Here is a 17,383-nt window from a genome sequence, read left to right as displayed (position 1 = left end):
CGGGCCGCGATGCATATCCTCACCACGACCTCCGCCTCGCTCGACGATCTCGCCGAGCCGGTCGATCTGCGGCAGACGCCGGCGGATATCGTGGCCCTGTCCTTCACCGACAGCGACCTCGCCGGACTGGCGGCCGCCTGGAAGGCGGATGCCGCCCGCCTGCCCTCGATGCGGCTGGCCGCCCTGCGCGACCTGCGCCACCCGATGTCCGTCGACCTCTGGGTCGACAGCGTCGCCCGCCACGCCAAGATCATCCTGGTGCGCATCCTCGGCGGCTACGACTGGTGGCGCTATGGCTGCGACCAGCTGGCCTCGACCGCCCGCGAGCGCGGCATCAAGCTGGCGCTGCTGCCGGGCGAAAGCCATGACGAGGATATCAGGCTGATCGAAGCCTCGACGCTGCCGCGCCGGGAATTGGACGACCTGCTCGGCTATTTCCGCGAGGGCGGCCCGGCCAATATGGGCGCGCTGGTGCAGAGGCTGGCCAGGCTGGCTGGACAGGACGCGGCTGTGGTTGAGCCGGTGGCGGTGCCGAAGGCCGGCTACTACGAGCCAGGCCGCGGCGTCGTCCCCCTCGCCCTCGAGGGCGAGGGAAAGGTCGTGCCCATTCTCTTCTACCGCTCGATGCTTCTCGCCGCCGATGTCGCGCCGATCGACGCTCTTTTTGAAGCGCTGCGCCAGCGCGGCATGACCCCGGTTCCCATCTTCGTCTCCAGCTTGAAGGACCGGGCGTCACTCGCCTTCGTCGAAACCGCGCTGGCCTCTCTGAAACCAGCCGCCATCATCACCGCGACCGCCTTCGCCTCCGGCGCCGAACCCGGCGTCGAAACCCTGTTCGACCGCGCCGGCGTGCCGGTCTTCCAGGTCATCGTCGCCACCACCCGCCGCGACGTCTGGGAAAGCAACCAGCGCGGCCTGGCACCCGCCGACCTCGCAATGCATGTCGTGCTGCCCGAACTGGACGGCCGCATCCTCGCCGGCGCGATTTCCTTCAAGGGCGAAAGCGATGTCGATCCCGCGCTTGGCCACCGCGCCTTCGCCAACCGGCCGGAACCGGATCGCGTCGCGCAGGTGGCTGACCGCGTGGCAGCCTTCATCAAGTTGCAGGACACGCCCCGCGCCGAACGCAAGCTGGCCATTCTGATCCCGGATTACCCAAGCGCTCCCGGCCGTACCGGCTATGCTGTCGGCCTCGACGTGCCGTCGAGCGTGCTGGCGATGCTGCATGACCTGAAGGAACAGGGCTATGCGGTTGAAGGGATCCCGCAATCGCCGCGCGAACTGCTGGATTTGCTGGAGCGGGGCGATGATGGGTTGGGGGTGGATGAGTATCTCGACCTTTCACGAGACCTGCCTGTCGAGGCAATGACTGCTGTTGAGGCGGCGTGGGGGAAAGCGGAAGACAAGACAGGTTTGCGCGAGGCGCCCCCCTCTGTCCTGCCGGACATCAGGACAGAGGGGGGCGCCTCGCGCCAACCTTCACAAACGACCTCAGCAAGCTTCCCCTTCCGCGCCGCCGCCTTCGGCAACATTACGGTCGCCCTCGCCCCAGACCGCGGCCGCTCCGCCGATCGCCGCGCCGACTACCACGATCCAACGCTGCCGCCGCGCCACGCCCTGATCGCCTTCGGCCTGTGGCTGCGCGAATCGCTGGGTGTGCATGCCCTGATTCATGTCGGCGCTCATGGCACGCTGGAATGGCTGCCGGGCAAGACCGTTGCGCTGTCGCAAAGCTGCTTCCCCGAGATCGTCACCGGCGCCCTGCCCGTGATCTATCCCTTCATCGTCTCCAATCCCGGCGAGGCAGCACAAGCCAAGCGACGCATTGCCGCCGTGACCCTCGGCCATCTGCCGCCGCCGCTGACCGGCGCCGGGCTGGACGAGGATCAGCACAGGCTCGAACGCCTGGTCGACGAATACGCCCAAGCCGACGGCCTCGACCGCCGCCGCCGCGACCGCCTGGCCAAGCTGATCGTCGACACGGCGCAAAAGACCGGCCTCGCCGCAGAAGCCGGTGTCGCCGGGACCGACGCACCCGACGAGGCGCTGCGCCGCATCGATGCCTGGCTCTGCGACCTCAAGGACTTCGCCATCAAGGACGGGTTGCATATCTACGGCCGCGCGCCCGACGATGAGGCCGACGCCAAGCGCCGCCAAAGTGCCGAGGCTGAAAGGTCAGCGCTGGTTGCCGCGCTGGACGGCCGCCACGTCAAGGCCGGCCCGGCCGGCGCGCCGACGCGTGGCCGCTCCGACGTGCTGCCCACCGGCCGCAATCTGTTCACGTCGGATCCCCGCACCATGCCGACGCCGACCGCCTATGATCTGGGCAAGGCGGCGGCCGAAGAAGTGGTGCGCGGCTATCTGCAATCGCATGGCGACTGGCCGCGTTCGCTGGTCATCGATCTCTGGGGCTCGGCCTCGCTGCGCACCGGCGGCGAGGAGATCGCACAAGGCCTGGCGCTGATGGGTTGCCGGCCGCAATGGGATGCCGCCACCGGCCGCATCACCGGCATCGAAGTGCTGCCGCCGGCCACGCTCGGCCGCCCGCGCGTCGACGTCACCTGGCGCATATCGGGCCTGTTCCGTGACATGTTCCCGACCCAGATCGCGCTGATCGACGCCGCTGCCAACGCCGTCGCCGCCCGCGACGAGGACGATTCGGAAAACCCGCTCGCGGCCCGGACCCGAGCGGACGGCAGGATTAGCCCGCGCATTTTCGGCACCTCGCCCGGCACCTATGGCGCTGGCGTCGAGGATCTCCTGTCCAGCGGCGACTGGGCAGCGCGCGAAGAGATCGGCCGCGCCTATCTCGACGCCACCTCGCATACCTATGGCGGCGCCGGCGGCGAAGGCATCTCGGCGCCGGGCGCGTTTGAAACCCGCATCGCCGAAGCCGATCTTCTGGTCCACACCGGCGACGACCCCGGCCGCGACATTCTCGAAGGCTCCGCCGACGTCGCCTTCATCGGCGGTTTTTCGGCCGCGCTTGCCGCCCTTGGCCGGAATGCCGATGTCATCGTGCTCGACACGACGGACCCGCAAAACCCGAAGCCGCGGTCGGTCGGTGAGGCCGTATCTCGCGTGGTGCGCGCCCGCGCCGTCAACGCGCGCTTCATATCAGGCCAGATGCGGCACGGCCCGCGCGGCGCCTCCGAATTCGCCGAGACGGTCGACCGGCTGGTCGGCTTCGCCGAAACCACGCATGCCATTTCAGGCGCGCTGATCGAGGCCGTGCACGATGCCTATGTCGGCGACGCGGAAGTCCGCGCCTTTATCCTTCGGGAAAACCCGGCGGCCGCGAAAGTCATTGCCGAGCGTTTTCTCTCGGCGCGCCGGCGCGGCCTCTGGCATCCCTTGCGCAATTCCATCGACGACGATCTCGCCGCGCTGATTGCCGAGGCCGAAGCGCTGGGAGTGGCGGCATGAACGCCTTCTCACGTCGCGGCGCCTGTCCGGCCCTGTCGGCGCCGATGCAGACCGGCGATGGGCTGCTGGTGCGGCTCAACCCGGTTGCCGGAGGCCCATCTTCTGAAGGATTGTCGCCGAAGCTGTTGATCGGTCTGGCCGATTCCGCCCTGCGGCATGGCAACGGCGTCATGGAAGTGACAGCGCGTGGCAGCTTGCAGATACGTGGCTTGACGGAGGACAGCGCAACGCTGCTGGCAGCGGAAGTCGATGCGCTGGGCATTGCGGTGCGGACCGGCGTGCCGGTCGAGACGGGGCCGCTGGCGGGGATCGACCCGCAGGAGATCGCCGATCCGCAACCGCTGGCTGAGCGGGTCAGGGCGGCGATCGAGGATGCTGGGCTGACGCCAAGGCTGGGACCGAAAGTGTCTGTCGTGGTGGACGGCGGCGGGCAGCTGACGCTGGATGCGGTGACGGCCGATGCGCGGCTGAAGGCGGTGCGGAATGGTGCCGAGGTTCGGTGGCAGGTGTCTGTTGCGGGTGATGGGCAGAATGCGAAGCTGCTCGCCACCGTAAGCGACGACGCCGCGCGCGACATTGCCGTTGCAGTGCTGAGGATGGTCGCAGAGAAAGGCCGCGAGGCTCACGCAAGAGACTTGTCGGAAAGGCAGTTGGTGTCTCTTGCGGATTGGCTATGCTTGCCAAGTTTGCGCGAGGCGCCCTCCTCTGTCCTGCCGGACATCTCCCCCTCGCGCAAACCTATCGGCCGTTTCCCCTTAGCCGGCGACACTTTCAGCCTCGGCATTGCCCTTCCCTACGGCAGCATGCCTGCCGACAAAATCATCGTTCTCACCCAAAGCGCCGTCACCCTCGGCACCACCGAAATCCGCCTCGCCCCAGGCCGCGCGATGCTCTTCCTCGGCCAACCCTCGGACACCGATCCGTCTCTCCAAGCCACTGCCGCCAGCCTCGGCTTCGTCACCTCCCCCGCCGACCCGCGCACGCGCATCGCCGCCTGCCCCGGCACGCCGGCCTGCGCCTCCGGCCGCATCGCCACCCGTGACATCGCCGAGACGATCGCCGCCGAAAACGCCGACATCCTCGACTTCACCATGCACGTTTCCGGCTGCGCCAAGGGCTGCGCGCATCCCGGCCCGGCGGCGCTCACAATCGTCGGCGGCGAAAATGGAGCCGGACTTGTCGTGAACGCGACGGCAAAGGCTCTTCCTGCCGGCTACAGGCCGGGCTATGACGCCCCGCGCGGCATTGGTCGCGTCGCGGCGGTGATCCGCAGCGCACGATTTCAGGGCGAGACCGCCGCTGCTTGCCTGACAAGGCTCGGGCCGGCGGCAATCGCCGAGACTTACCGACAGGCCCAAACTAAAAAAAAACGGAAATGAGCATGGCCGCCTACGACTACATCCACGACGGCACGGCGATCTACGAGCGCTCCTTCGCCATCATCCGCGACGAGGCGGACCTTTCGCGCTTCTCCGAAGCCGAGGCCGATGTCGCCATCCGCATGATCCATGCCTGCGGCCAGGTCGAAGCATCGAGCCATTTCGTTTTCTCGCCTGACTTCGTCACCGCCGCGCGCAGCGCTCTTGCCGCCGCCGCGCCGATCTTCTGCGATGCGGAAATGGTTTCGCACGGTGTCACCCGCGCCCGGTTGCCGGCCGGCAACGAGGTGATCTGCACACTGCGCGACCCGCGCACGCACGACATTGCCAAAGCCATCGGCAACACCCGCTCCGCCGCCGCGATCGACCTGTGGGGCGAACGCATGGCCGGCTCCGTCGTCGCCATCGGCAATGCGCCGACCGCACTCTTCTATCTCCTGGAGAAACTGCGCGACGGCGCACCGAAGCCGGCGGCCATCATCGGCATGCCCGTGGGCTTCGTCGGCGCCGCCGAATCGAAGGATGCGCTGGCCGAGAATTCCTACGGCGTGCCCTATGCCATCGTGCGCGGCAGGCTCGGCGGCAGCGCCATGACCGCCGCCGCGCTCAATTCCCTGGCGAGGCCCGGCCTGTGAACGCGCTTCCCAAAGGCAAGCTCGTTGGCGTCGGCACCGGTCCCGGCGACCCCGAACTGTTGACTCTGAAGGCCGCGCGGGCCCTGGCCGAAGCCGATGTCGTCGCCTATTTCGCCAAGCGCGGCAACAACAGCAATGCGCGGGCCATCGTCGAGGCGCGCTTCCGCCCGGATATGCTGGAACTGCCGCTGCTCTATCCCGTCACCACCGAGATCGACAAGGATCACGACGACTATCGCTCGCAGATTACCGGTTTCTACGAGGAGTCGGCGCAAAAGGTCGCCGAACATCTCGAAGCAGGCCGAATGGTTGCCGTCCTGTCCGAAGGCGACCCGCTGTTCTACGGCTCCTACATGCATCTGCATGTGCGTCTCGCCCATCGTTTCCCGACCGAGGTCATTCCCGGCGTCACCGCTATGTCCGGCTGCTGGTCGCAGACCGGTGTTCCGATCGTCCAGGGCGATGACGTGCTGACCGTGCTGCCCGGCACGATGAGCGAATTCGAGTTGACCCGTCGGCTGGCCGACACCGATGCCGCCGTCATCATGAAGGTCGGCCGCAATCTGCCCAAGATCAGGCGTGCGCTGGAAGCCACCGGCAAGCTGACCCGCGCCGTCTATGTCGAGCGCGGCACCATGGCCGGCAGCGTCTCGATGAAGCTCGCCGACAAACAGGACGACAACGCGCCCTATTTCGCCATCATATTGGTCGCCGGCTGGTCCGGCCGGCCCGGGGCGTTGGGAGCGCAGGCATGAGCGGCCGTCTCACCGTCATCGGTCTCGGGCCCGGCAATGCCGATCAGGTCACCCCTGAAGCCAGCCGCGCCGTGGCCGAAGCGAAGTTCTTCTATGGCTACAAGCCCTATCTCGACCGGCTCGAACTGCGCCCGGACCAGGCTCGTGTCGCGTCCGACAACCGCGAGGAACTCGCCCGCTCCAAGGATGCCTTGATCAAGGCCGCCGAGGGCCACGACGTTGCCGTGGTTTCCGGTGGCGATCCCGGCGTCTTTGCCATGGCCGCGGCCGTCTGCGAGGCGATCGAGGCCGGCCCGGCCGAATGGCGCGCGGTCGATGTGGCCGTCGTGCCTGGCATCACCGCAATGCTCGCTGTCGCCGCCCGTATCGGCGCCCCGCTCGGTCATGATTTCTGCGCCATTTCGCTGTCCGACAATCTGAAGCCGTGGGACCTGATCGAGCTGCGTCTGCTGGCGGCGGCCGGCGCCGGCTTCGTCATCGCGCTCTACAACCCGATCAGCAAGGCGCGCCCCTGGCAGCTTGGCCGCGCCTTCGAGTGCCTGACCGCGATCCTGCCCGGAACCACGCCAGTCATTTTCGGCCGCGCCGCCGGCCGTCCGGACGAGCGCATCGAGGTTTATCTGCTGGCCGATGTCGACGCGCAAAAGGCCGACATGGCGACCTGCATCATCATCGGCTCGCCGGAAACCCGTATCATCAAGCGCGGCGACAAACCGGCGCTGGTCTACACGCCACGCTCGGCAGCGGGCTCGACGAAATGATCCACCATCGCGGCGAGCTCATCGACGGTTTCAGCCGAAGGCACCTCCGGCAACGCCGGCCTGCGGACCATGATCACCTCGATGCCAAGCGCTCGCGCGGCGGCAATCTTGCCGTAAGTGGCAGCGCCGCCGCTGTTCTTGGAGACGACGACTTCAATTCGCTGTTCTTGGAGCAACGCGCGCTCGTCCAACTCACGGAACGGGCCCCGCGCCAGCAGATAGGTCGCATCCGGCACGGCCAGCTGCGGCTCGACCGGATCGACGCTGCGAATGAGATAGTGATGCTGGGGGGCTGCTTCGAAGGCAGCAACCTCTTGCCGGCCAAGCGCCAGGAAGACGCGCCGCGGCGCCGGGCCAAGCGCTCGCACGGCATCGCCTGTTGTATCGACCAGCGTCCAGCGGTCGCCTTCGACTGGCTCCCAGCCGGGGCGGAGCAAAGCAAGGATGGGCACACTGGTCAGCCGCGCGGCTTGCGCGGCATTGGCGGAGATTCGCGCCGCGTAAGGATGTGTGGCGTCGATCAGCAGATCGGTGCTGGTCTCCCGGAGATAGGCGGCCAGCCCCTCGGCGCCGCCAAAGCCTCCACTTCGCACGGGCACGCCTTGCGCGATCGGGGTTTCCGTGCGGCCGGCCAGCGACAGCGTGACCGAGGCGCGTACCGCCAGTTTGCCGGCCAGTTGCCGGGCTTCCGTGGTGCCGCCGAGGATCAGAATGCGGTGGGTCATCATGCCTGCTGAAAGTTCGCGCGGCGCCAGGCCGAAATGGCTGACGGTGATCGGCATCGGCGAGGACGGTTTAGCGGGTCTCGGCGACGAGGCCAAGCAGCGGATTGCCAAGGCCGAGATCATCTTCGGCGGCAAGCGGCATCTGGCGCTGGTCGCGTCCTTCGCCAAGGGCGAGCCGCGGCCCTGGCCGGTGCCATTCGATGCCGGGATGGCCGATGTGCTGGCGCTTGCCGGCAGAAACGTCTGTGTGCTCGCCTCCGGCGATCCTTTTTTCCACGGCGTCGGCGCCACCCTCGCCCGCAAGGTCAAGCCGCGGGAGATGCATGTCATCCCCGCGCCCTCGGCGGTTTCGCTGGCCGCCGCCCGCCTTGGCTGGGCGCTGCAGGATATCGAGATCGTCTCGCTGCATGGCCGGCCACTCGACCTGATCCGGCCGCTGCTGCAGCCCAATGCGCGCATCCTGGCGCTGACGTCGGATGCCGAAGCGCCTGATGCAATTGCCCGCCTGCTCACCGAACTCGATTTCGGCGCCTCGCGGTTGACGGTTCTTGAGGCGCTGGGCGGGCCAAAGGAGAACCAGCGCGCCGCCCGCGCGGATGCCTTCGACGTCGAAAACATCAATCCACTCAACGTGCTGGCGATCGAAATTGATTCGAGCCCGCAAGCCCGCGTCTTGCCGCTCACGGTTGGTCTTGCCGACCACCTGTTCGACCATGACGGCCAGATCACCAAACGCGAAATCCGCGCCATCACCCTGTCGTCGCTGGCGCCGAGGCGCGGCGAATTGCTGTGGGACATCGGTGCCGGCTCTGGCTCCATCAGCATCGAATGGATGCTGGCGCACCCCTTGATGCGCACGATCGCCATCGAAGCCGATCCGACCCGCGCCGCCCGCATCCACCGCAACGCCGCCGCCTGTGGCGTTCCCGGCCTTGTCGTGGTGGAAGGCAGCGCGCCCAAGGCGCTGGCCAGACTGGACACGCCGGACGCGATCTTCATCGGCGGCGGCGGCAGCGATACCGGCGTGTTGAACGCTGCCATCAAGGCGCTGCGTTCCGGCGGCCGGCTCGTCGCCAACGCTGTGACGCTGGAGATGGAAGCCTTGCTTCTCGCGCAGCACACAAAGCTCGGCGGCGATCTTACCCGGATAAACATCTCTCGCGCATCTCCGGTCGGCTCGATGCAGGCCTGGCGGCCGGCAATGCCGGTCACCCAATGGAGCTGGGTGAAGCCATGATGGTCGCAGGCATCGGCAGCCGCAAAGGCGTGAGCGCTGAAGACGTGCTTGCCGCGATTGAAACCGCTCTCGAAGCGCATGGGCTGGCCGTGACGGCGCTTTCCGCACTGGCAACTGCCGCACCGAAGAAGGATGAAGCGGCGATTGCCGCCGCCGGCCGCACGTTGAACCTTCCGCTCATCATCGTCGATGACGCGGCCCTTCGTGGCGCCGCAGGGGACACGCTGAGCCACTCCGACCTGTCGCAAGCAGTCGCCGGCACGCCCTCGGTTTCCGAGGCATCCGCCCTTGCCGTGGCCGGCACCGGCGCAAAGCTGCTTGGCCCCCGCATCGTGCTCGGCCCGGTCACCTGCGCCATCGCCATCAGCGGAGACGCGCCATGACCGTTCATTTCATCGGCGCCGGCCCGGGTGCGGCCGACCTCATCACGCTGCGCGGCGCAAGGCTCCTGGCAAGCTGCCCGGTCTGCCTGCATGCCGGCTCGATCGTCGCGCCTGAATTGCTGCAGCATTGCGCGCCGGGGACGAAACTGATCGACACCGCGCCGATGTCGCTCGACGAGATCGAGGCGGCCTATGTCGAGGCACACAAATCGGGCCATGATGTCGCCCGCCTGCATTCCGGCGACCTGTCGGTGTGGAGCGCCGTTGCCGAACAGATCCGCCGGCTGGGAAAGCACGGCATCCCCTACACGCTGACGCCGGGGGTGCCCTCCTTCGCGGCCGCGGCCGCAGCACTTCGCCGCGAGCTGACCATTCCCGAAGTCGCGCAAAGCCTGGTGCTGACCCGCGTTTCCGGACGTGCTTCAAAAATGCCGCCGGGCGAAACGCTGGCCGGCTTCGGCCGCACCGGCGCGACGCTCGCCATCCATCTTGCCATCCACGCCATCGACCGCATCGTCGCCGAATTGACGCCGCATTATGGCGGCGATTGTCCGGTGGCGATCGTCTTCCGCGCCTCCTGGCCGGACGAGCGGGTGCTGACCGCTACGCTGGAAACGATCGAGGCACGGCTGGCCGCCGATCCTATGGAGCGCACCGCGATCATCTTCGTCGGCCGCTCGCTGGCAGCGGAAGGTTTTGGCGAAAGTTCATTGTACGACGCCCACTACCAGCGGCGTTTTCGCGGACGGGACGGATTGTGAGCGGCAACACCAAAAACAACGGCGGCAACGCCACGCTCGAACGGGCCTTTTCGCGGTTGAATTTCAAGCCGCGCCCGCTGGAGCCGGGCCATGTCTGGCTGGCCGGGGCCGGCCCCGGCGACCCCGGCTGCCTGACGCTGGAAGTGCTGGCGGCTTTGGCCGAAGCGGATGCGCTGGTCTACGACGCTCTGGTTTCACCGGACGTCGTCGCCGTTGCCGCAAGCGCCGAGCTGTTCTTTGCCGGCAAGCGCGGCGGCCAGCCCTCGATGAAGCAGGATGACATCACCGCTCTGCTGGTCCGGCTGGCGCGCGCAGGCCGCCGCGTTATCAGGCTCAAGGGCGGCGATCCCTATATTTTCGGCCGTGGCGGCGAAGAAGCCTTGGCACTCGCACGCGAAAACATCCCCTTCCGCGTGCTGCCGGGCCTGACATCCGGCCTCAGCGCGCTCGCCGCAACCGGCATCCCGGCCACCATGCGCGGCATCAACAAGGCTGTGATCCTGGCGACCGGCCACGCCGCCGGCACTGACGACGATATCGACTGGGCGGCGATCGCCCGCACCGGCCAGCCTGTCGTGGTCTATATGGGCATGGCCAATTTGCCTTTGATCGCGGCAGCTCTGCTCGATGGCGGGCTGGCGCCGTCGACGCCGGCGGCGGTGATCGTCGCCGCCACCACGCCGCAGGAGCGGACCGTCGTCGCCACGCTCGCCACAATCGCCGAGGAAGCAGCCGCCGCCGGGCTGACCTCGCCGGCGCTGATCGTCGTCGGCGGCATCGTCGCCATGCGCGCCGCATTGACGGGGCAGGCATGACCGCCCGCGCCATCATCATCGGCGCGCCGCGCTCCGGCTCGGGCAAGACTAGCGTCACCATCGGTATCTTGCGCGCGCTCGCCCGGCGCGGCCTGAGGGTGCGCGGCGCCAAATCCGGCCCCGACTATATCGACCCCGGCTTCCACACCGCCGCCACCGGCCTTTCCGGCGTCAATCTCGACAGCTGGGCGATGCCGCCGTCGCTGCTCAATGCGCTGGCCGCGCAACAGGCCGAAGACACCGATTTCGTCATCCTCGAAAGCGCCATGGGCCTGTTCGACGGCATTCCGGCCGCGCCGGGGCGAACCGGCTCTGCCGCCGACCTTGCCCGGCTCTATGGCCTGCCGGTGCTGCTGGTCCTCGACGTGTCGGGCCAGTCGACCACGGCGGCCGCTGTCGCCAAGGGGTTCGCCACCTACGATCCGCATGTGCGCATGGCCGGCGTCGTGCTCAACCGGCTGGGCAGCGAACGCCATCGCAAGCTGTCCGGCGACGCCATCGAGGCGATCGGCCTGCCCGTTGTCGGCGCCATTTTACGCGACCCTACGCTGAACCTGCCCGAGCGCCATCTCGGCCTCGTCCAGGCCGGCGAGTATGATGATCTGATGGCGCATCTCGACCGGCTGGCCGACATGGCGGAGAAATCGCTCGACCTCGATGCCGTGATGAGGCTGGCGACGCCCCTCGCCCCGGCGGCCGGCGATTTTGGCGATGCGCTGCGGCCCCCCGGTCAACGTATCGCGCTTGCCGAGGATGCCGCCTTCACTTTCCTTTACCCGCATGTCGCAGCCTATTGGCGCAAGGCCGGCGCGGAGATCGTTCGGTTCTCGCCGCTTGCCGATGAGGCGCCCGACGATAGCTGCGATGTCTGCTGGCTGCCCGGCGGCTATCCCGAGCTTCACGCCGGCAAGCTTGCCGCCGCTGCGAATTTCCATACCGGAATGGCGCATTTCGCCGCGACCAGGCCCGTCCATGGCGAATGCGGCGGCTTCATGGTGCTTGGCGAAGCGCTGGAGGATGCTGCCGGCGAAACGCATCGCATGCTCGGCCTGCTCGGACACGCCACCAGCTTCGCCAAGCGAAAGATGAATCTCGGCTATCGCGAGGCGCGGCTGCGCGCCGATTGCCCGCTGGGGGTTCAAGGCGCGCTGATCCGGGGCCATGAATTCCACTATGCGCAGATGACGGCCACCGGCAATGACGAGCCTCTGGCCGACCTTGCCGACGGCCAGGGCAATCCGATCGGCGCTTCCGGCTACCGGCGTGGTCGTGTCAGCGGTACCTTCTTCCATGCGATAGCGAGGGCCAGCGCGTGAAGCTCCCGAATTTGACCCTTTCGCCCAGGCAAATCCTCGACGACATCGCGCTTTGCCTGGTCTTCTTCACCCGCCTGCCTTTGCCCGACCTCGACTTTCGCGGCCGCGGCCTTGCCGCCGCGATCTGGGCCGCACCGGCCACCGGCCTCGTCGTCGGCCTGATCGGCGCCATCGTCTTTGCCACGGCGGAACGATTCGGCCTTGCCATGGGGCCGGCGGCAGCACTTGCCCTCGTGGCAACCGTGATCACCACCGGATGTCTGCACGAGGATGGACTGTCCGACGTCGCCGACGGCTTTGGCGGCGGCAAGTCGCGCGGCCGCAAACTCGACATCATGCGCGACAGCCGCATCGGCGCCTATGGCGCCATGGCGCTGGCCCTGTCGCTGCTGATTCGCTGGAACGTGCTTTCGGAACTGGTGGATCCCACCCAGGCGCTCTTTGCCCTTGTTGCCGCGCACGCGGCATCGCGGGGCGTACTGGGCGCCTTCATGCATCTGTTGCCGCCGGCGCGCACCGACGGCCTCTCGGCCGGCGCCGGCACCGTCTCGCTTGAAACCGCGATCGCCGGCGCCGTGCTTGGCGCGATCCCGCTCCTCTTGCTCGGGGCCGGCGGCGCCATCGCCGCGCTGATCCTGCTCGGCCTGTTCTTTGCCGCCTTCCACGCCCTTTGCCTCAACCAGATCGGTGGCCAGACCGGCGACACGATCGGAGCCTTGCAGCAGGTGAGTGAAATCGCGGTGCTTCTCGTCGCCTCCGTTGCGCTTTCCTGATTCCCTTCGACTTGATTCCCTTCCGGAGACCTTGCCCCCATGCCTTTCAAATCCCTCGATGAATTGCGCGCCGCCTGCCTCGACCTGCCTGCCGGCAGCGATACAGCCGCCAAAGCCGTTGCCACCCGCCAGGACACGCTGACGAAGCCGCAAGGCAGCCTCGGCCGGCTGGAAACCATCGCCGCCTGGCTGGCGCGCTGGCAGGGCCGCGACATGCCCAGGCTCGACCGGGTGAAAATCTTCGTCTTCGCCGGCAATCACGGCGTCACCGCTCAAGGCGTGTCGGCCTATCCCTCCGAGGTCACCGTGCAGATGGTGGCGAACTTCGCCGGCGGCGGTGCCGCCATCAACCAGCTTGCCCGCATCGCCGGCGCCGAACTCGATGTCATCCCGCTCGATCTCGATCATCCCACCGGCGACTTCACGCAAGTGCCGGCAATGGATGAGAAAGCCTTTCTCGCCGCGGTCTCGGCGGGCTATGACGCCGTAACGAAAGACCTCGACCTGGTCTGCTTTGGTGAAATGGGCATCGGCAACACCACGCCGGCGGCTGCCATTTCGGCGGCGCTGTTTGGTGGTGGGGCGGAAAAATGGACCGGGCGCGGCACCGGCGTCGACGACGCCGGCCTGAAGCGCAAAGTGGTCGCCATCGAAGCCGGGCTAGAGCGGCACGCCGCGGCCCTCACCGACCCGCTGGCTATCGCCGCGGCCCTTGGCGGCCGCGAACTCGCCGCCATCTTCGGCGCGACGCTGGCCGCCCGCCATCTCGGCATACCCGTGCTGCTCGACGGCTTCGTCTGCACCGCCGCCGCCGCCCCGCTGGCCAGGCTGCATCCGACTGGCCTCTCCCACACCATCGCGGCCCATGTTTCGGCCGAATCGGGCCATCGCCGCCTGCTCGAAGCGCTCGGCCTGCCCCCCCTGCTCGATCTCGGCATGCGGCTCGGCGAAGGCTCCGGCGCCTGCCTGGCCGTCAACATCGTCCGCTCGGCGCTGGAGTGCCATGCGAGGATGGCTAGCTTTGCCGAGGCGGGGGTATCGGAGAAGTAGACCGCAACGCCCGGATCACACCTGATGAATGAGCCCTTGCAGATTCTCGGGGACCCCAAACAGGGACTTCGCGATATTCTTGCTCGGATTATCCGGGATTTCGACAGCAAAAGCGGGGCTTTTGCCGGCCTGAAGTACAATTCGCCGTGGATACTGGCAACACAGGATTGGGCAGAACGATCTGGCCATACGGTCGAAGAGCTGTGCGAGATGATTTCTCAATGGCGAATTTCAATCTTTTCCGGCGAGCAGGCAGGCCCGGGAATCGTTCAAGTTTTTGAAGACGTCCGCAGCGCTGCAGAAGAGTGGAGAACCGAGACAGGTTACGTCGATCCACCCCTTCCTCATGATCCTGAAGAGGCAAAATTCCCCAATCGCAAAGAACTAAAGGCGCATACCCTTAAAGCTTGGGATTCTTTGGGATTATCGACGCAATGGCATCACTATGATGCCCGAGACCTTAGTTTCAGCGGAATCTTCGAAGATAGATTTGGTCACAACGTTAGATTATCGATGACGTTCAAGCTCGCATATGGTGGCCCTATAAGATTGTTCTTCCAATTCCCTTACTATTCGGAAGGCGATCCGAGACATCTAGATCTCTTTATACTTTCGGGCGGGTTTGTGCGCCAGGACCTTCGTTTGCCCGAATCACCCGATCTTAAATGGATCGTCGGTAAAAGCAGGACAAACTTCGACACCATCGACGGCGTCTTGGCCATCGTGCGGGCAATCCTCAGTTATTTGCGACCCACGCTTCAGTAGCCAAGCCCGCACCGCTGCTCGAGCCTCGGCAGGCTCGCGCCGGAATCGACGCATGCTTAAGACGCGCCAAACGCATCTCGCTTTCAGGTCTTTCCACCAAGTCTTCAAGGAATTTGGTGGGTGCGCACAGGATTGAACTGTGGACCCGCTGATTAAGAGTCAGCTGCTCTACCAACTGAGCTACGCACCCACTCGGCCGGCAAAAACCGGCGTTGGCGGGCATATAGCCGCCACCATCGGTCATGTCTAGCCCTGCCGGAATCATTTCCCGACAAATCGACAAACCCTTACCGCGATCAGACGAACAGTCTGCCTTCCGCCACCTTGACCGCGTTACCGCCAATGCGCGCCGAGGCCAGTTTTCCGCCCTGCACTGTCAGCTCCAGGCGGATGCGCGACGGCCGGCCCATCTCCAGCCCCTGCTCGATCCACAGCTGCGAAATGCCATCCGTGGGAGCATCGAAATGCATGATGGCGCCGGCAAAGGCCGCCGCTGCCGAACCGGTCGCCGGATCTTCATAGGAAGGCGTGCCCGGCACGATCATGCGCACATGGAAGGCGCTTTCATGGTTCAACGTCTCGCGGCAATAGACATAGGGGCTGGCGAAGGCCCACTCGCTCTTGCGCGGCGCCAGTTCCGACCAGGCCTGGTCGTCCAGCCGGATGCGGCCCGCCGCTTCGAGATTGGCGACAGGAATGGTCACATAGGGCACGCCCGCCGACCAGAAGGCGACGCGGTGATTCTCGAAGCCGATCTCATGCGGCGCCAGGCCGAGGGCGGCACCGATCGCCTGCGGATCGGCCTCTAGCTTCAACGGCTCCGGCAATTTCGCTAGGTCGAATTCGGCGAAAGCGGCGCCGTCATGCCTGCTGACGGCGCAGCGCACCGGGCCGATGTTTTCCTCCAGCACGAAGATGCCGGCCCCGCTTTCGCCAGCCAGGTCGGCCAACGCGATTGCCGAACCAACTGTCGGGTGGCCGGCGAACGGCATTTCATAGTCCGGCGTGAAGATGCGGATGCGGTTTTTATGCTTGGGATTGTCCGGCGGCAGCACGAAGACCGTCTCGGACAGGTTGAATTCGCGCGCGATGGCCTGCATCGCTGCCGTGTCCAGACCTTTGCAATCCAACACCACGGCCAGCGGGTTGCCGGCCAGTCGCACGGTCGTAAACACATCGTAAAGCAAGTAGTTCCGGGGTTGCATTCCTGCCTCAATCCCAACATGGGCGAAATTTAATTTGATATTTGAACCGGTAACCCTGATCTGTGCACAGATAGGGACATTGCGCATCATAGGGGTCCGACGTGGACCAGATTGTCAATCTGCCAAAGACGGAATCGGATTCCGCCATCGCGACGGCGCTCGGGCTCGACAAGAAGGGGCGGAGCAAGACGCGCCGGCGTGGCTGGCTCTATGTGTTGCTGACCCTGACCGTGCTCGCCGCCGGACTTGGCCTCTATCAGTGGTATGCGGACACGCCCGCCAGGATCGATTACACCACGGTGCCGGCCGCCAAGGCCGACCTCACCGTCCAGGTCTCGGCGACGGGCACGCTGCAGCCGCTCACCCAGGTCGATATTTCCAGCCAGCTCTCCGGCATCATCCGCTCGGTCTCGGTGAATGAGAATCAGCAGGTGAAGAAGGGCGACGTGCTGGCGGCCCTCGACACCACCAAGCTGCAGGTGCAGATCGAGCGCGCCGAGGCTTCCGCCAAGGGCGCGGCCGCCAATGTCGAGGATGCCACGGTGACGCTGGCCGAGAACGAGCGCGCGCTGGTGCGCGCGGCCGCCTTGACCAAGCGCGGCATGGCGACCGACCAGTCGCTGGAGGCGGCGACGGCGACGCGCGACCGCTCGAAGGCTGCGCTTGATAGCGCTCAGGCCAATCTCGCCATCGCCAATGCCGATCTGAAATCGCAGCAGACCGACCTTGCCAACAGCACCATCTACGCGCCGATCGACGGCATCGTGCTGACGCGCTCGGTCGACCCCGGCCAGACGGTCGCCTCCTCGCTGCAGGCGCCGGTGCTGTTCATCATCGCCGCCGATCTGCGGAACATGGAGCTGGTGGCGGCGGTCGACGAGGCCGATATCGGCGCCGTCAAGACTGGCCAGCATGCGCGCTTCACCGTCGACGCCTTCCCCGAGCGGCCATTCGACGCCGAGATCCGCGACATCTCCTATGCCTCGGTCACGACGGACGGCGTCGTCACCTACAATGCGCGGCTCGAGGTCGACAACAACGAGTTGTTGCTGCGCCCCGGCATGACCGCCACGGTTTCGGTCGTCACAAGACAGGCCAAAGATGTGCTGACCGTGCCCGCCAGCGCCTTCCGCTATCGCCCGACGCAGCAAGCAGCACGCGCGTGGAGCTTCAGCGACCTGTTCACCGGCCGCATGGGCCGTCCGGGCGGCAATCGCCAGCGCCAGGCCGCAACGGCCCCCACCGACGGTTCGCGCACGCTCTATGTGCTGGAGAACGGACGGCCGCGTGCGGTCAACGTCAAGATCGGCTCGACCGATGGCGAACTGACCGAGATCACGTCCGGCCTGGAGGAAGGCGCGCAGGTCATCACCGCCTCGCAGTTGCGGAGCTGAGGC

At 66.5% G+C, this 17,383-nt stretch carries 16 protein-coding genes and 1 tRNA gene; 14 read left to right on the top strand and 3 right to left on the bottom strand.

Annotation, left to right across the window (positions count from 1 at the left end; translation table 11 throughout):
* Positions 1–9 precede the first annotated feature (9 nt).
* From cobN to CK226_RS01965, 5 genes are read left to right on the top strand one after another with little or no spacing between them, the layout of a single operon-like run.
* Complete coding sequence (gene cobN / locus CK226_RS01985) at positions 10–3,426, top strand: cobaltochelatase subunit CobN (protein WP_095790873.1); 3,417 nt, start codon at positions 10–12, stop codon at positions 3,424–3,426.
* Positions 3,423–4,805 carry a precorrin-3B synthase gene (gene cobG, locus CK226_RS01980; protein ID WP_095790872.1) on the top strand — a complete coding sequence of 461 codons (1,383 nt, stop codon included), beginning with the start codon at positions 3,423–3,425 and terminating at the stop codon, positions 4,803–4,805. Before cobN ends, cobG begins: the two co-directional genes overlap by 4 nt.
* Positions 4,806–4,807: 2 nt before the next feature.
* Entirely contained in the window at positions 4,808–5,440 is a 633-nt protein-coding gene (locus tag CK226_RS01975) for a precorrin-8X methylmutase (RefSeq protein ID WP_095790871.1), read from the top strand.
* Complete coding sequence (locus tag CK226_RS01970) at positions 5,437–6,195, top strand: precorrin-2 C(20)-methyltransferase (protein ID WP_095787368.1); 759 nt, start codon at positions 5,437–5,439, stop codon at positions 6,193–6,195. The genes CK226_RS01975 and CK226_RS01970 overlap by 4 nt, the downstream gene beginning before the upstream one ends.
* Positions 6,192–6,956 carry a precorrin-3B C(17)-methyltransferase gene (locus tag CK226_RS01965; RefSeq protein ID WP_095787367.1) on the top strand — a complete coding sequence of 255 codons (765 nt, stop codon included), beginning with the start codon at positions 6,192–6,194 and terminating at the stop codon, positions 6,954–6,956. Before CK226_RS01970 ends, CK226_RS01965 begins: the two co-directional genes overlap by 4 nt.
* Here CK226_RS01965 and CK226_RS01960 read toward each other — a convergent pair.
* On the bottom strand, positions 6,920–7,681 hold the full coding sequence (locus tag CK226_RS01960; protein WP_095791064.1) for a cobalt-precorrin-6A reductase: 762 nt from the start codon (positions 7,679–7,681) through the stop codon (positions 6,920–6,922). The genes CK226_RS01965 and CK226_RS01960 overlap by 37 nt on opposite strands.
* A 1-nt stretch (position 7,682) precedes the next feature.
* Between CK226_RS01960 and cbiE the strand changes: the two genes are divergently transcribed.
* Genes cbiE through CK226_RS01920 form a run of 8 tightly spaced genes read left to right on the top strand, consistent with a single transcriptional unit; the run spans position 7,683 to position 14,781 of the window.
* A complete protein-coding gene (gene cbiE, locus CK226_RS01955) occupies positions 7,683–8,918 on the top strand; it encodes a precorrin-6y C5,15-methyltransferase (decarboxylating) subunit CbiE (RefSeq protein WP_095791063.1) in 1,236 nt (411 codons plus the stop codon).
* Positions 8,915–9,301 (top strand): cobalamin biosynthesis protein, encoded by a 387-nt coding sequence (locus tag CK226_RS01950; protein WP_095773122.1) that lies wholly within the window; start codon positions 8,915–8,917, stop codon positions 9,299–9,301. The genes cbiE and CK226_RS01950 overlap by 4 nt, the downstream gene beginning before the upstream one ends.
* The gene (gene cobM / locus CK226_RS01945) at positions 9,298–10,062 is read left to right on the top strand and encodes a precorrin-4 C(11)-methyltransferase (RefSeq protein ID WP_095790870.1); all 765 of its coding nucleotides are present in this window, start codon (positions 9,298–9,300) and stop codon (positions 10,060–10,062) included. The genes CK226_RS01950 and cobM overlap by 4 nt, the downstream gene beginning before the upstream one ends.
* Positions 10,059–10,877, top strand: a complete 819-nt coding sequence (cobA, locus tag CK226_RS01940; protein WP_095790869.1) for a uroporphyrinogen-III C-methyltransferase — start codon at positions 10,059–10,061, stop codon at positions 10,875–10,877. The genes cobM and cobA overlap by 4 nt, the downstream gene beginning before the upstream one ends.
* Entirely contained in the window at positions 10,874–12,193 is a 1,320-nt protein-coding gene (locus CK226_RS01935; RefSeq protein ID WP_095790868.1) for a cobyrinate a,c-diamide synthase, read from the top strand. Before cobA ends, CK226_RS01935 begins: the two co-directional genes overlap by 4 nt.
* Entirely contained in the window at positions 12,190–12,966 is a 777-nt protein-coding gene (locus CK226_RS01930) for an adenosylcobinamide-GDP ribazoletransferase (protein ID WP_095773036.1), read from the top strand. Before CK226_RS01935 ends, CK226_RS01930 begins: the two co-directional genes overlap by 4 nt.
* A 39-nt stretch (positions 12,967–13,005) precedes the next feature.
* A complete protein-coding gene (cobT, locus tag CK226_RS01925) occupies positions 13,006–14,016 on the top strand; it encodes a nicotinate-nucleotide--dimethylbenzimidazole phosphoribosyltransferase (RefSeq protein WP_095773037.1) in 1,011 nt (336 codons plus the stop codon).
* Positions 14,017–14,040: 24 nt separating this feature from the next.
* Positions 14,041–14,781, top strand: coding sequence for a hypothetical protein (locus CK226_RS01920; RefSeq protein ID WP_095773038.1), 741 nt, complete (start codon positions 14,041–14,043; stop codon positions 14,779–14,781).
* Between the two features lie 114 nt (positions 14,782–14,895).
* Here CK226_RS01920 and CK226_RS01915 read toward each other — a convergent pair.
* Positions 14,896–14,971, bottom strand: a tRNA-Lys gene (locus tag CK226_RS01915).
* A gap of 106 nt (positions 14,972–15,077) precedes the next feature.
* The gene (locus tag CK226_RS01910) at positions 15,078–15,986 is read right to left on the bottom strand and encodes a PhzF family phenazine biosynthesis protein (protein ID WP_095790867.1); all 909 of its coding nucleotides are present in this window, start codon (positions 15,984–15,986) and stop codon (positions 15,078–15,080) included.
* Positions 15,987–16,087: 101 nt separating this feature from the next.
* On the opposite strand from CK226_RS01910, the gene CK226_RS01905 reads away from it, so the two are divergent.
* Positions 16,088–17,380, top strand: a complete 1,293-nt coding sequence (locus tag CK226_RS01905; protein ID WP_095790866.1) for an efflux RND transporter periplasmic adaptor subunit — start codon at positions 16,088–16,090, stop codon at positions 17,378–17,380.
* Positions 17,381–17,383 lie beyond the last annotated feature (3 nt).

This window comes from Mesorhizobium sp. WSM4311 (assembly GCF_002295115.1).
Classification (GTDB): Bacteria; Pseudomonadota; Alphaproteobacteria; order Rhizobiales; family Rhizobiaceae; genus Mesorhizobium.
The sequence above is the reverse complement of the archived record's forward strand: the minus strand, read 5'-3'. Positions and strand labels throughout refer to the sequence as shown.